This is a genomic window from Aerococcus sp. HMSC10H05, from assembly GCF_001806975.1.
Classification (GTDB): domain Bacteria; phylum Bacillota; class Bacilli; order Lactobacillales; family Aerococcaceae; genus Aerococcus; species Aerococcus viridans_B.
Genome location: NZ_KV786991.1, coordinates 35,110 through 49,775 on the forward strand (window position 1 = coordinate 35,110; position 14,666 = coordinate 49,775).

The 14,666-nt window shown below is 39.7% G+C and carries 12 protein-coding genes; 10 read left to right on the forward strand and 2 right to left on the reverse strand.

Annotation, left to right across the window (positions count from 1 at the left end; all coding sequences use genetic code 11):
• Nucleotides 1–18 precede the first annotated feature (18 nt).
• Nucleotides 19–1,467 (forward strand): cardiolipin synthase, encoded by a 1,449-nt coding sequence (gene cls, locus HMPREF3116_RS06025; protein WP_070468360.1) that lies wholly within the window; start codon nucleotides 19–21, stop codon nucleotides 1,465–1,467.
• Nucleotides 1,468–1,543: 76 nt separating this feature from the next.
• On the opposite strand, the gene HMPREF3116_RS06030 is transcribed toward cls, so the two are convergent.
• Nucleotides 1,544–1,936 (reverse strand): hypothetical protein, encoded by a 393-nt coding sequence (locus HMPREF3116_RS06030; RefSeq protein ID WP_070468362.1) that lies wholly within the window; start codon nucleotides 1,934–1,936, stop codon nucleotides 1,544–1,546.
• A 289-nt stretch (nucleotides 1,937–2,225) separates the two neighbouring features.
• On the opposite strand from HMPREF3116_RS06030, the gene gmk reads away from it, so the two are divergent.
• Both gmk and rpoZ read left to right on the forward strand, forming a co-directional pair.
• Nucleotides 2,226–2,861, forward strand: a complete 636-nt coding sequence (gene gmk, locus HMPREF3116_RS06035; protein ID WP_070468364.1) for a guanylate kinase — start codon at nucleotides 2,226–2,228, stop codon at nucleotides 2,859–2,861.
• A complete protein-coding gene (gene rpoZ, locus HMPREF3116_RS06040) occupies nucleotides 2,858–3,070 on the forward strand; it encodes a DNA-directed RNA polymerase subunit omega (RefSeq protein WP_070468366.1) in 213 nt (70 codons plus the stop codon). Before gmk ends, rpoZ begins: the two co-directional genes overlap by 4 nt.
• A gap of 169 nt (nucleotides 3,071–3,239) precedes the next feature.
• On the opposite strand, the gene guaD is transcribed toward rpoZ, so the two are convergent.
• Nucleotides 3,240–4,604, reverse strand: coding sequence for a guanine deaminase (gene guaD, locus HMPREF3116_RS06045; protein ID WP_083272785.1), 1,365 nt, complete (start codon nucleotides 4,602–4,604; stop codon nucleotides 3,240–3,242).
• Nucleotides 4,605–4,861: 257 nt separating this feature from the next.
• Between guaD and priA the strand changes: the two genes are divergently transcribed.
• From priA to rpe, 7 genes are all read left to right on the forward strand, one after another.
• The gene (gene priA / locus HMPREF3116_RS06050; RefSeq protein WP_070468368.1) at nucleotides 4,862–7,279 is read left to right on the forward strand and encodes a primosomal protein N'; all 2,418 of its coding nucleotides are present in this window, start codon (nucleotides 4,862–4,864) and stop codon (nucleotides 7,277–7,279) included.
• A 123-nt stretch (nucleotides 7,280–7,402) separates the two neighbouring features.
• On the forward strand, nucleotides 7,403–8,383 hold the full coding sequence (fmt, locus tag HMPREF3116_RS06055; RefSeq protein ID WP_070468370.1) for a methionyl-tRNA formyltransferase: 981 nt from the start codon (nucleotides 7,403–7,405) through the stop codon (nucleotides 8,381–8,383).
• Nucleotides 8,373–9,821, forward strand: coding sequence for a 16S rRNA (cytosine(967)-C(5))-methyltransferase RsmB (gene rsmB / locus HMPREF3116_RS06060; protein ID WP_070468372.1), 1,449 nt, complete (start codon nucleotides 8,373–8,375; stop codon nucleotides 9,819–9,821). Before fmt ends, rsmB begins: the two co-directional genes overlap by 11 nt.
• Before the next feature lie 19 nt (nucleotides 9,822–9,840).
• The gene (locus HMPREF3116_RS06065) at nucleotides 9,841–10,644 is read left to right on the forward strand and encodes a Stp1/IreP family PP2C-type Ser/Thr phosphatase (protein ID WP_070468374.1); all 804 of its coding nucleotides are present in this window, start codon (nucleotides 9,841–9,843) and stop codon (nucleotides 10,642–10,644) included.
• Nucleotides 10,644–12,866, forward strand: a complete 2,223-nt coding sequence (locus HMPREF3116_RS06070) for a protein kinase domain-containing protein (RefSeq protein ID WP_083272786.1) — start codon at nucleotides 10,644–10,646, stop codon at nucleotides 12,864–12,866. The genes HMPREF3116_RS06065 and HMPREF3116_RS06070 overlap by 1 nt, the downstream gene beginning before the upstream one ends.
• 198 nt (nucleotides 12,867–13,064) lie before the next feature.
• Nucleotides 13,065–13,997 (forward strand): ribosome small subunit-dependent GTPase A, encoded by a 933-nt coding sequence (gene rsgA / locus HMPREF3116_RS06075; protein WP_070468375.1) that lies wholly within the window; start codon nucleotides 13,065–13,067, stop codon nucleotides 13,995–13,997.
• A 15-nt stretch (nucleotides 13,998–14,012) separates the two neighbouring features.
• Complete coding sequence (gene rpe / locus HMPREF3116_RS06080; protein WP_070468377.1) at nucleotides 14,013–14,663, forward strand: ribulose-phosphate 3-epimerase; 651 nt, start codon at nucleotides 14,013–14,015, stop codon at nucleotides 14,661–14,663.
• Nucleotides 14,664–14,666: the final 3 nt, after the last annotated feature.

A 14,666-nucleotide genomic window follows, 5' to 3' on the forward strand; every position in this document is an offset into this window, starting at 1 on the left:
TTTCAAAAAGGGGAAAATATGGGTTTATATATTTATTATGGTATTTTAATTTTATTTGTATTAAATACGATTGCGGCAGTAATTACAGTCTTGAGACAGCAACGTCCAGTAGCGACAATTTGGGCTTGGTTATTGGTGCTCATATTATTACCAGGTATTGGTTTTATCATTTATTATTTTGTCGGCCGAAAAATTTCTGATAAAAATATCTTTAGAATCCGTAACCAGGAAGTCTATGGTTTAAACGGACTAAAAGAAAAGTACTTGAATGGAAATGGTAAGCAGAAAAATGTTGGCCACTACCCACGTGATATTCAAAAGATGATGCGGCTTTTATTCAAGAGTGATTACTCAATCCTCACTGAGAATAATCAGGTAGAAATCTTTATTAATGGTCAAGAGAAAATGGATAGACTAGTAGCAGATATCTATGCTGCAACAGATTCAGTTCACGTACAGTATTACATCTTAACTGATGATGAAGTGGGGATGCGGGTAGTAGAGGCTTTAATCGACCGAGCAAAAGCGGGATTAGAAGTTAAACTGATGGCAGACGCTGTGGGGAGTCGATCATTAAGTAAGAAATCGATTAAAAGAATGGAAGAAGCAGGGATACAGTTTGAAAGTTTCTTCTCAAAAAGTCCCTTCTTTATTTTTAACTTTCGCCTAAATTGGCGTAACCACCGAAAAATTGTGGTCATCGACGGGTTAGTTGGTTATGTTGGCGGATTTAATGTGGCCAAGGAATATATTGGTAAAGGGCCTTTAGGTTATTGGCGTGATACGCATTTTCGCCTTACAGGAGACGCTGTAAAAACTTTACAAAGTCGTTTTATGGTAGACTGGTTTGCTTCTAAGAAAGCTAAACCAAGTGACTTTGACCATGAATACTTCCCGGATCCAGAAATCACGGGTGATACTGCGATGCAGATTGTCTCATCTGGTCCAGACGAAGAATCTGACCAAATTAAAATGGGTTATCTACAGATGATTAACATCGCTGAAAAATATATTTATATTCAAACCCCTTATTTTATTCCTGATGAAGCCGTATTTGAGGCAGTGGAAATGGCCGCCTTGTCAGGTGTAGAAGTACATATTATGATACCTTCAAAGCCTGATCACCCATTAGTGTATCGGGCTACGGAATACTATGTAAAATCTTTATTACCAGCAGGGGTTCATGTGCATAAATACCGTGAAGATGGCTTTCTACATGCCAAAACAGTGTGTGTTGACGGTCATGTGGCTAGCGTTGGTACGGCAAACTTTGATATTCGGAGTTTTTCTTTGAATTTTGAAATCAACGCTTTTGTATATGACCAAAAGCTTGTGACTAAACTAGAAGAAATTTTCCAAAATGACCTAAAGGTATCAACACATGTAGATATGGAACATTTTGAAAACCAAACTAAATGGAAGAAATTCCGTCAAGGATTCTCGAGATTGTTCTCACCAGTCCTATAATAGTCAAAAGAAAAACCAGCTATCTAATGGCTGGTTTTTTGGTCCTATAAAGTTGTTGGTGATAATGTTTGTTCTTTTATTCGGTATAAACAGAACGAACAGCCATGATTTCATCTACTTTAATGATTCGCATCACATCATTATCCACGTCTTCAAATAGTACAATGTCTTTATCCGTATATTTTGAACGGAAGATACCAAATAAAACATCTTTGGTATTCAAAGAACCGATTTGACGAGTGACAGTAATATATAGGGGTTCAGCTAATTCATTTGAATAGTTGATCTGTTGAATAATGTCTTTGATGGGCATAATTGTTGAAAGTACGTTGCTTTTTTTGTTCGTTTTGCGTTCTTCACTATTGAAAGAAAGGATATTGGACTGACTAGATTGTTCAGCATCAAGCAACATTGGATCAACTGGAATGAATAGACTACGGATGGAGTGATAAGATAATGGGTTTTGCATGATAAGCCTCCTCATATTGAACAGTAGTTAGAACAATGGATACGTCTTGACGTCATTCACTTAAGCAAACGTCTGTTCGCTTTACAATTTACATTATAAAGAACGTCCGTTCGGTATGCAAGTCTTTTTCGAACATTTGTTCACTTTTTACGTAGGGGCTTAAATATGGTATGATTTTAATTGAAAATTAATCCGAACATTAAAGAAAATCTTCAGGACATTGAGAAAAATAGTAAAATTTGTGGTACTATTAATGCTATATAAAAATGTGAAGGGTGAAAGGTGTTCTATGAAATCGAAAGGACTATTAGTTGTATTATCCGGTCCCTCTGGTGTGGGGAAAGGAACAGTGCGCCAAGCGCTGTTTGAGACTGATACAAATCATGATCAGTTTTATTATTCAGTTTCTGCAACAACCCGACAACCACGTCCAGGTGAAGAAGATGGGAAGGACTACTTCTTCGTATCGCGTGATCAATTCGAAGGTATGATTGAAGACGAACGTTTATTGGAGTATGCTGAGTATGTAGGGAACTACTATGGAACACCCCTTCAATACGTTGAAGAAATGACTGAACAAGGTAAGGATGTTTTTCTTGAAATAGAGGTTCAAGGGGCCTTGCAGGTTAAACGACGTATGCCGGATGGCGTATTCATTTTCCTTGCACCACCGACTATGCATGAGCTAGAATCTAGAATAGTGAATCGTGGAACTGACGCACCAGAAGTTATTGAAAAGCGGATGCGTCAAGCACGAGAAGAGTTACAACTAGTCACACAATATGACTACGTTGTAGAAAACGATAATGTGCAATCAGCTGTAGAACGTATTCAAACGATTATTAATGCTGAACATTTAAAAACAGACCGCTTTATCGACGATATTGTAGAAAATTATTTAAAGGAAGGCGACGAAATATCATGATCATCTATCCATCAATTGACAAATTATTAGACCGTATCGATTCAAAATACTCATTAGTGTCCATTGCGGCAAAACGCGCAACTGAATTACAAGTTGAGAAAAATCCAATGTTAAATGAATACCAATCACCTACATATGTAGGTCAAGCTTTAGAAGAAATCGCTTCTAACGACTTAGTGGTTGACCCAGATTCTTTATCACAAAACTAAAGATTCCTTTTATAAATATAACCTTCTTTAAGCCAAGTAGCTTCCCGTTGCTTGGTTTTTTGCTTATGTAATTTAGATATCTGAAGTGACTAAGCCAAAGCTAGTGAATGACAGCAGCGAAAAAAGAGGTGTAACTATCAAGATAATCACGCCTCTCATTAATGGATGATTATTTTTCAAATACTAGCTTCCCTTGGACATATACTTGTTGGATATTAACTGGGTTAGCTAGGTATAGGATTTTTTCAAAGGTTTGTTCTAGATCTTCAAAGACACCAAATACTTGGATAGGGTTTTCTTTGGCTTTCGTATCAATAACTTGGAAATCAGCTGTATACCCTTCTTTGATTAAACCAATAGGTAAGTCAAGCGCTTCACCACCACCAAGCGTTGCTAGAGAAAAGGCCTCTACAATAGAAATGCGAGAATCTGGCACACCACGTTCAGTTTGTGGTAAACGCGTATCGACCCCGTCTTCTAATTGGCGTGAACTCATCACAGCTTGTTTAATCCCGTCATATAAAGAAGGAGAGAAACCACCTGAAATATCCGTTCCTAACCCAACTTGTACGTTTAATTCTTTTAGGTGTTTAATAGGAATAATACTATTCGCAAAATAAACGTTAGAAATCGGGCAGTGGGCAACCGCTGTTTGGTTTTCTGAAAAAATTGCGGCATCATTGTCATTAATAAAATTAGAATGGGCCATCACTGATTTTTTACCGAATAAACCAAAGTCTCTAAGGGCTTCTGTGTCGGTTTTACCAAAGCGGTCATAAGTAAAATCATGTTCCCATTGGCCTTCGCTACAGTGGGTATGGACATGGGTATCATATTTTTTGGCTAAAGCGCCTAGACCAGCCAAGGCTTCATCCGTACAAGACGGGGCGAAGCGCGGCATTACGACAGGGTAAACACCTTGGATAACGTCTTTCCCGAAGGCAGTCACTTCTTGGATGAATTCTTCAGTTTCTTTTAAGGCGCTTGCTGTTGACGCATCTCGGTAAAAATCAGGATTAGCTTGTGGGTCGTCCATCACTACTTTCCCAACTAAAGCGCGTTGACCTTTCTCTGCAGCAATCTTCACCAATTCAAAAGAAGCTTCTTTATGAATGGTGCCAAAATATAAAGCGGTTGTCGTCCCACGAGCCAGCAAGGTCTTTACTAAGTCTGTGTAAACTTCTTTGGCAAAGTCGATATCGTTATATTTAGCTTCTAATGGAAAGGTATGTTCATTTAACCAAACATCTAATGGGGCGTCTAATGCAATACCCGCTTGCGGCCATTGTGCGGCATGAATATGGGTATCAATAAAACCTGGTAACAAGTATTGGTTGTCTGTTAGGCGAATTAAAGTGCCACGTTCTTCAAATAATTGAATGAGCGGTAGATAATCCCCGTCATCAGCCTGTACAATTCTATCGATTACCCCATCTTGATTAATGGTAATGAGTGCATCTTTTTGGTATTCAAGTCGACCATATACTGGCGTATGAAAAAATGTCCCTACGATTGCTTTTTCTAATCCAAACATATTTTGCTCCCTTTAAATAAAATATTGCTTCTTTGTCATTCTAAGCTAAATTAACGAACAAGTAAATAGGATTCATGTATAATGTTCGTAAATAGCTCATATAACACGTTTTGAAAAATAATAACTTAAAAATTTCATAAAATTAACGAACAAATATGCAAAATAAATAGAATAATGTATACCACAGGCAATTAATGTTAAATTGCAATCAAATATTATACAATAGGTAGATGAATACGATAAAGGAGGCGACTGGAATGGTAGCGGCAAATGTGATAGAAGTGATTGTGGACGTCCCCACCATGCAGACGGACCATCCTTTTGAATACCAAATCCCTGAAGAAATGGTGAATATTATTCAACCAGGCATGCGGGTACAGGTGCCATTTGGCCAACGTAACCTCTTGGGTTATGTCATTTCACCAGCTAAAAAAGAGGCTGATTTTACCGGTGAACTGAAACCCATCACGGCACTGCTAGATGACGAACCAGTATTAAATGAAGAAATGTTGCAATTAGGGAAGGATATGGCCAAGCAAAATTTTTCTTTCTTAGTTGAAGCCTATCACACCATGTTGCCTAACTTGCTCAAGGTTAATTATGAAAAGTTCTTCCTGCCAACGCCTGAAATAGCTTATCTTGACCACCAGCATTACTTCGATGACCTTAGTGAAATCGCCTGGTCACAAGCAGAGAAAAAAGGTGTCCTCACTGAGCTGATTGCCCTTAAGAACAAAGGCCACGTCACCATCGACTACCGGGTAGAAGACCGCAAGCGCTATAAAACTGAACAATGGGTACAACCCTTGATGGATTTTGACCAACTAGAAGAAGAAGCCACCAGCATTCGAAAAACAGCTAAGAAACAGCTTGCCTTGGTGGAAGTATTAATGGAGCTGGACGGGAAGAAAGTACCTGTTAAATACTTACGAGATGAATTTGATTTGCATACAGCTACCTTAAAAGTGGGGAGTGAAAAGGGTTGGCTGAAACTATACGACCAACAAGTAAACCGTGATCCTTATGCAGACATAGCGATTGAAAAATCCGAAAAGCTTCCCTTACAGACCCAACAAGAAATTGCCTTTAATGCGGTGAAACAAGCCATAGATAACCATGCAGACGAAGTATTCTTACTTCAAGGGGTAACAGGGTCAGGAAAGACAGAAGTTTACTTGCAATTGATTCAAGAAGCATTAGATATAGGTAAAGACGCCATTTTACTGGTACCAGAAATTTCTTTAACGCCGCAAATGGTCAATCGGTTGAAGAGTCGCTTTGGTAATCAAGTAGCGGTTTTACACAGTCAATTATCCACTGGGGAACACTTTGATGAGTGGCGCAAATTAAAAAATGGCCAGGCTAAAATCGCCGTTGGAGCGCGGTCGTCTATATTTGCTCCACTAGAAAATATCGGGTTGATTATTTTGGATGAAGAACATGAAGCAACCTACAAACAGTCAGATAATCCTCGCTATCATGCAAGGGAAGTAGCCAAATGGCGTGCGACTTACCATCATTCGCCAGTAATTCTAGGATCAGCAACCCCTAGTCTAGAATCTAGGGCACGCGCTCAAAATGGCGTTTATCAACTGCTTGAAATGCCTGAGCGGTCAAATCAAAAGCCACTACCGCCTGTTAAAATTATTGATATGCGTGAAGAATTTAAGCACAAAAATTATTATCAATTTTCTAGGCAATTACGTGATCAAATGCAGGCTACAATGGATCGTGGTGAACAGGTGGCTTTGATGTTAAACCGGCGTGGTTTCGCTAATTTCATGCAATGTAGGGACTGTGGGTATACCTTCCAATGTCCAAATTGTGATGTATCACTGACTTATCACTACCACGACAAGCAATTGCAATGTCATTATTGTGGCTACAATGAAGCAAGACCACAGCGTTGTCCAGATTGTGGGCAAACGCACTTAAGAGAATTTGGTACGGGAACAGAAAAGGTGGAGCAAGAAATCCATGAGCTGTTCCCAAATAAAACCGTGGTCCGGATGGATATGGATACTACTCGACGTAAAGGGAGTCATGAACGGCTATTAAAGCAAATTGCAAATAAGAAAGCTGATATTTTATTAGGTACTCAGATGATTGCGAAGGGATTAGACTTTCCAAATATTACTTTAGTAGGCATCATCAACGCCGATACGACGCTCTATTTACCGGATTTTAGGGCAGCCGAACGGACTTTTCAGCTCTTGACCCAAATGTCTGGACGGGCAGGGCGAGGAGACCTAGATGGGCAAGTGTTGATTCAAACTTATAATCCAGACCACTATGCCTTAACCTTGGCTAAAGATCATCATTATGACCGCTTTTATCAAACGGAAATGCAATACCGGAAACGCAACCAGTATTCGCCGTATTATTATACGGTTCGCTTTACCATTTCGAATTTTGATGACCATACCACCCAGGTAACAGCCGCTAAGGTAGCTAGTATTTTACAACAGGCCGATATTCAAGGGACTAAGGTAATTGGCCCCGCTCAGTCAACTATTTCAAGAATCAATAATCAATACTATTACCAACTCTTGTACCAGCACCGAGGCAATCAAGATATCCAAGCTGTTTTACAAGTCATTCAAGACAAGGCGCAAGATTGGGCTAAGGATAAAATTTACGTATCCATTGACGTAGACCCACAGAGCTTTATGTAAAAGAGGGCAAGTAATTTCAAGCGAAATCTAACGTTGATCAGAGAAAATCTCAGCTTGAAATATTGGTATAGAAATAATGGTATAATAGGACAAAAGCACAGGATTTATTTAAAGGAGACACATTTGAAACGTATTGTATTTATGGGGACACCCGCATTTTCAGTAAATATATTAGAAGCACTCGTTGAAAAAAAGGACGAATATGGATTGGTGGCCGTGGTGACACAGCCCGATCGTCCAGTAGGGCGTAAACGGAAATTAACACCGTCACCCGTTAAAGAAGCTGCATTAAAACACCATATTCCCGTTTATCAACCAGAAAAAATTGGACAAGACCAAGAAGTAAAAGACCTATTAGCGGATAACATCGATTTAATTGTAACGGCTGCTTTTGGTCAATTTCTACCAACTAGTATTTTAAATGCACCAAAATACGGTGCGGTAAATGTTCACGCATCATTATTACCTAAATACCGTGGTGGTGCACCAGTTCACTATGCCATTTGGAATGGGGATAAGGAAACAGGCGTTACCATCATGCGGATGGTGAAGAAAATGGACGCAGGGGATATCTTAACGCAGGTAGTCGTACCTATCGAAAGCGATGACACAGTGGCCACGATGTTTGATAAATTGTCACTTGCAGGGACAGACCTATTAATCGACACACTACCGAAATTATTTGCCGGTGAAATTGAACCGCAGGCCCAAGTTGAGGAAGAAGCGACCTTTTCCCCAAATATTACGAGCCAACAAGAACAAATCGATTGGCATCAAGAAGCGAGACAAATAGAAAACCAAGTTCGCGCTTTTAATGCTTGGCCTGTTGCCCATACAAAGGTGAATGGTCAACGTTGGAAAATTTGGCAGGTGAAAGCACTTGACGAAGAAACGAGTAAAGCGAAACCAGGTACAATCATTAAGATTCAAAAGAAACCGGCGCAATTTTGGGTAGCAACTGGTAAGCAAACTGTCTTAGCTATTGAGCAATTGCAACCAGCAGGTAAAAAACAAATGGATGTGGCTTCATTTATTAATGGTGGTGCAGGGAATTTAACAGTTGGTGATACATTTGACCAGGTGGAGGTAGCAGATGGCGAATAATCAAGCACAACCAGGGTCAGATGCACGTAAGGGAGACCATACCAAGGGGGATAAAACCCCTTTAAAATTATCAGCACGTTTTCAAGCGATGGCATCAGTGAATCAAATTATACGTCACAACCAATTTATCAACCAAGAAGTCAATCGCGTGTTGACGTCTGAAGCTGTAATCGAAACAGACCGGAATTTATATACGAATTTGGTTTATGGCTCCGTACAAAATTACTATACATTAGATGCTTTTGTACGCGATTTTGTGGCAAAACCCAATAAGGTGAAACCATGGCTTTGGTCATTGTTAGTGGTCTCAGCTTACCAGATGTATTATTTAGATCACATTCCAAATTATGCCGTTGTTGACGAAGCAGTACGTATTGTACGAAAACGTGGCAACCAAACGTTAGCTAAGTTTGCCAATGGGGTCTTACGGAATTTTACCCGTCGTTATGAAACCATGGCTGACTTTATTCATACGAAAACGGATCCCAAAGAACGCTTAACGCTACAAGCTTCATTACCGCCTGTTTGGGTAGATTACTTTGTGGATCGTTTTGGTTTAGTAGAAGCGGAGAAGTTAGCAAATTCATTAAATCAAACGCCTTTTATTACGGTACGTGCAAATAATAGATTAAATCATTTAAACACCGAAAAGATGGCTGAGTATCAAAAGATATTAGAAAGAGAAGGGTATATAGTATCACCTAGTCCCATATCACCATTTGCCTTACGGGTACTTAAGGGGAATCCAGCTCATTCATCCTTATTTATGAACGGAGAAATCACCATTCAAGATGAATCAGCACTGCTGGCTGTAGAGGCTTTGAACCCACAAGTAGGCGAAACCGTCTTAGATGCCTGCGCCGCACCAGGCGGGAAGACGGTGCAAATCGCTGAAGCCGTTGGCCAAACTGGTCATGTGATAGCTTGTGATATAGCAGAAAATAAATTGCCACTCATTCAAGAAAATGTCGACCGGATGCAGGTAGCTGACCAGGTAGAAATTCTCCACCAAGATGCAACAAAATTACAAGAGCGTTTCGGGGCGAATGGTAGCGAACCAAGAAGCTTTGACAAGATTTTAATCGACGCACCATGTTCAGGTGTTGGCCTATTCCGTCGTAAACCGGATACGAAATACCATAAAACATTACAAGATTTGGATGCCTTACATGACATTCAAGTAACAATTATGAATCAAGCATTACCTTTATTGAAAAAGGGTGGCGTGATTACCTATTCAACATGTACAATTACAAAAGAAGAAAATGAAGATGTGGTCAAAGCCATCTTAGACCAACATCCAGACCTAACATTGAAATCATTTAAACATTGGCGAGATAATCTTGATCAGTCAATAGGTAAAGATGGCACGATTGAAATCTTACCGCATACCTATATGTCTGATGGTTTCTTTATCGCCAGCTTTGAAAAAAACTAGCGAAGGAAAGTGAGCATACATGGAAATCGCAAGCAAAACTGATGTCGGTGTTGAACGAAAACAAAATCAGGACCAAGTGGGCGTTTTTTACAATCAAGACCAAGTAGCTATCTTATTACTTTGTGATGGGATGGGTGGTCATAATGCAGGAGATGTTGCTTCCGAAATGGCTATTTATCATGTAGGACATGCTTGGGAAAGCACTGAAAACATGACAGATGCCCATATCATTTCTGATTGGTTAACCGACCAAATCAAGGCAGCCAATGCCCATATATTTGACAAAGCCAACCAATACCATGATTTATCAGGTATGGGGACAACAATCGTTGCAGCTGTGCCATTAGAAGATTTGGCACAAGTGGTTTTAGCCCATGTAGGGGATTCACGTATTTATATCCATCAAGTGGATGCATTTAAACAAATTACTAAAGACCATTCATTTGTCCAAGAATTATTAGATATGGATATGATTACGAAAGAAGAAGCAGAGGTACATCCGCAAAAGAATATCGTGACCCGGGCAGTGGGTATTGCTGCTGATGTTGAAGTAGATATTGAAGTTGTGGACTTTTTATTAGGTGAAACATTATTATTATGTTCAGACGGCTTAACCGATATGATTGAGGAAAAAGAGGCTTTGACTATTTTGAGTGATACAAGTCTTACTATTGAAGCAAAAGCAGATCAATTAATTGCGCTTGCCAACGACCATGGAGGCCGAGACAATGTTTCGGTGGTTGTCGCACATAGAATACAAGCAAATTTAAAACAGGAAGAAACATACGCACATGACATTAAAAATGAAAGAGGTGAAATCTAATGAAATCTGGTCAAATCATTGATGAACGCTATGAAATTGTGAACCATATTGGTTCAGGTGGTATGGCGGATGTATACCTTGGTTACGACCCTATTTTAGCGCGTGATGTAGCCATCAAGTTCTTGCGTGTAGGGAAAACAGATGCCATGGATGCCACCAAACGATTTGAGCGTGAAGCCTTATCTGTGTCAGAATTAAACCATCCAAACGTAGTCAGTTTATTTGACGTTGGTGAAGACGAAGAAGGTAAGTTTATCGTCATGGAATATGTGGACGGTTTGGACTTAAAAGCTTATATCCGTGAAAATCATCCCATTCCAGTAGATATTATCCAAAACTTGATGATTCAAATCTTATCAGGGGTCCAAGCTGCCCATAATATCGGTATTGTCCATCGGGATTTAAAACCACAAAATATTATGGTCAACCATGATGGTACAATTAAAATTATGGACTTTGGGATTGCTATGGTGACTTCTGAAACCAGTATTACCCAAACCAATTCGATTATTGGTTCTGTTCATTACCTATCACCAGAGCAAGCACGTGGTTCAATGGCAACCAGTCTCTCAGATATTTACGCATTAGGTGTGGTTTTATTTGAAATGCTCACAGGTCGTGTGCCATTTGACGGTGAATCAGCTGTCTCCATTGCCTTAAAACATTTCCAAGAGCCACTGCCACCAATCGAAGCCTACCGGGATGATGTGCCGCAAAGTCTAATGAATGTAGTGGCCAAAGCAACAGCTAAAGAACCATCTGCTCGTTATCAAACGGCACAAGAAATGATCGACGACCTAGAAACAGTCTTTTCTGATAACCGGAAGAATGAGCCCGTATTCGTCCCAGCTAACATGGCCAATGAAACGATTATCATGGCCAAGGAAGATATCGAAAATCAAATGCGTCTAGCAGAGTCCGATGAAGAACAGTTACTGGCAGCTGGTGAAAAAGCAGTTGATGACGATACAGATCCGGGTACGACAGATGAAAATGATGAAGATACTGTTTTAGATGATTCAGATGAATATGATATTTCTGATAAGGGTGGCTTGGCTGCGAGCGCTGGTTTAGCTGGCGCTGCCTTAGCGGGTCAAGGAACGGCAAAAGCTGCTGAAAATACAGGTAGTGTTGATGATTTACACTCAGAACCATCTCCAACCACCAGTGAGAATAGTAGCGATAATGGCGATGGCAACCAGCCAACAAGTCAATCGAATCAAAAAGTTGGAAAAGCAAGTCATAAACAGCCGAAAAGTCGTAAACCACTTGCCATTATTGCTGGCGTGATTGTCGGACTTATTTTAATTGCTTTCCTTGGTTTTAACTATATGGCCGGTCGTAATATTGCTGTACCTGACTTAGCGGGTATGACAGAGCAAGAGGCATCTTTAACTTTAGAAAGTTTAGATTTAGTTTTAGGAGATGTCACGGAAGTTTATGATGAAGAAGTTGAAGTTGGTCGTGTGATCAATTCAAGTCCATCAGCAAATACAGAAGTAAAACATGATACGGCAGTTGACGTCAATATTTCCAAAGGTCCTGAGCCTTATGAAGTAAAGGATTATACTGGGCAACCATTTACGAAAATTGAAAAAGAATTAACAGCTTTAGGTTTTACCGTCACCCAAGAAGAAGACTACTCTGATTCCGTTGAAGCAGGCAACATCTTGAGTCAATCTATCGAACAAGGTGAAGCCGTTATACCTGGTGAAACAACGATCAATTTTGTGGTTTCTGCTGGAGTTGAAACCTTTACGATGGCTGATTTATCTGGTTGGAACAGAGCGTCAATTCAACAATATGCTGAATCAAATGGTTTGATTGTTTCATTTGATTCACAATATTCAGGATGGGTACCGGATGGTGTGATGATCTCCCAATCCATTACACCAGGTACGGAATTTGTAGCAGGAGATGAATTATATATTGTGATGTCTGATGGACCAGAACCAGTATCAAGTTCATCAAGCTCATCAAGCTCTTCAACTTCGTCTTCATCTCGAAGCTCATCATCCAATGATGATAATGATGAAGATGATGATGAGAGTTCATCTTCATCATCTAACAGTAGTTCAAGTTCTTCAGCATCAAGTTCATCATCAAGTGCTAGTTCATCATCTAGCCAACGTGAAAGTTCAAATGTAGAAGATTGGGAAGACAAATACCAATCAGTGCAAGGCGTAGACATCATTGTTTACGTCTTTTTTGGAATTATGTAGTGATAAAGTATTTTAGTAATCTAGAAGCGTTTGGATGCTGATTTCACTATAGATCACTAAGATTTGCTGATTTAAATTTTGTTGGAGTGTTTTTTATAGGAATTTTGGGGTAAAATAGGGCATAAGTATTCAGACACAAATTTCATAACGATTAAAGGTATATACAATTGACCCAATAAGGAGGTATTATTCCAAAGCATGAAGAAACAAACCACACAAAATCAATCCAATACACCAACTTATACCGGCCAAATTATTAAATCCCTATCTGGTTTTTATTATGTAGAAGAAAAAGAAAGCCAAGCAATTTATACAACACGAGCACGTGGCCAATTTAGAAATACCCAAACCACACCATTGGTAGGTGATTTTGTGGAATTCCAAGCAGAAAATCCCCATGAAGGCTATGTGATGAAAATCTTACCTCGCTATAGCCAAATGATAAGACCAGCAGTAGCTAATGTGGACGTGGCCTTATTGGTAGCATCTGTTACAGAACCCCAGATACAACCAAAATTATTAGACCGTTTTTTAGTTTATTTAGCGTCAGAGAACATTGAACCGATTCTTTATTTCTCAAAAATGGACTTAACTGACCAAGCTAGTCAAGAGGATAAAGAGCGGATCAACCAGTTTATTCAGATATACCGTGAAATTGGTTACCAAGTGATCTTATCAACCGACCTAGACGAAAATCTGAATCAATTAAAAGAAATTGTTGCCAACCGGACAATGGTGGTTGTAGGACAATCAGGGGTTGGGAAATCGACCCTACTTAACCGCTTATTACCGGATTTAGCGATTGAAACTGGGGAAATCTCCACATCACTTGGTCGCGGTCGTCATACTACCCGCCATACCGAATTACATGATATATTTGAAGGGAAAGTAGCGGATACACCAGGATTCTCTAGTATCGATATCGACCAATTAGATAAAGTGCTACTATCTAACTACTTCCCAGAAATGCGGGCCATTCAAGACCAATGTAAGTTTCGGGGGTGCACCCATATTCAAGAACCTAAATGTGCAGTGAAAGCCGCCTTAGAAGCTGGTGAAATCGCACAAAGTCGCTATGACTCTTATCTACAAATCTTCCAAGAAATTGACAATGCCAAACCCAAATATTAGAAAGTAGGAATGTACATGTATATTGCACCATCTATTTTATCTGCTGATTTTGGTAAATTTATTGATGAAGTAAATCGAATCGAAAAAGCTGGCGCTGACTGGGTCCATATTGATGTAATGGACGGCCATTTTGTACCCAATTTAACTTTTGGTGCTGGTGTCGTTGAAGCCTTACGACCAAATACAAAAATGACCTTAGATTGCCATTTAATGGTCGCTCATCCTGAAGCATATGTTGAAGCATTTGCTAATGCGGGGGCAGATTACTTTACGGTTCATTATGAAGCCACTAACCACTTACATGGCTTAATCCAAACCATTCACAAACATGGTATGAAGGCCGGTGTTGCCATTAATCCTGCCACACCAGTATCGGCAATTGTACCCATTCTAAAAGATGTTGACATGGTTTTAGTGATGACTGTCAATCCTGGATTTGGTGGCCAATCATTTATCGCGTCCACTGTTGATAAGATGGTTGAATTAAATGCATTCAGAGCAGACCATGATGCCAAATTCTTAATCGAAGTGGACGGTGGCATTAACGATGAGACAGCTAAAATCTGTGCCGAAAAAGGGGTAGATGCCTTTGTGGCTGGCTCATACATCTTCAATCAAGATGATGTTAAAGTACCCATTGATGCTTTAAGAATGGCGTTGAAATAGGTG

Coding starts and splice junctions, on each gene's coding strand:
- cls (WP_070468360.1), top strand. CDS start 19: ATGGGTTTATATATTTATTATGGTATTTTAATTTTATTTGTATTAAAT.
- HMPREF3116_RS06030 (WP_070468362.1), bottom strand. CDS start 1,936: ATGCAAAACCCATTATCTTATCACTCCATCCGTAGTCTATTCATTCCA.
- gmk (WP_070468364.1), top strand. CDS start 2,226: ATGAAATCGAAAGGACTATTAGTTGTATTATCCGGTCCCTCTGGTGTG.
- rpoZ (WP_070468366.1), top strand. CDS start 2,858: ATGATCATCTATCCATCAATTGACAAATTATTAGACCGTATCGATTCA.
- guaD (WP_083272785.1), bottom strand. CDS start 4,604: ATGTTTGGATTAGAAAAAGCAATCGTAGGGACATTTTTTCATACGCCA.
- priA (WP_070468368.1), top strand. CDS start 4,862: ATGGTAGCGGCAAATGTGATAGAAGTGATTGTGGACGTCCCCACCATG.
- rsmB (WP_070468372.1), top strand. CDS start 8,373: ATGGCGAATAATCAAGCACAACCAGGGTCAGATGCACGTAAGGGAGAC.
- HMPREF3116_RS06065 (WP_070468374.1), top strand. CDS start 9,841: ATGGAAATCGCAAGCAAAACTGATGTCGGTGTTGAACGAAAACAAAAT.
- HMPREF3116_RS06070 (WP_083272786.1), top strand. CDS start 10,644: ATGAAATCTGGTCAAATCATTGATGAACGCTATGAAATTGTGAACCAT.
- rsgA (WP_070468375.1), top strand. CDS start 13,065: ATGAAGAAACAAACCACACAAAATCAATCCAATACACCAACTTATACC.
- rpe (WP_070468377.1), top strand. CDS start 14,013: ATGTATATTGCACCATCTATTTTATCTGCTGATTTTGGTAAATTTATT.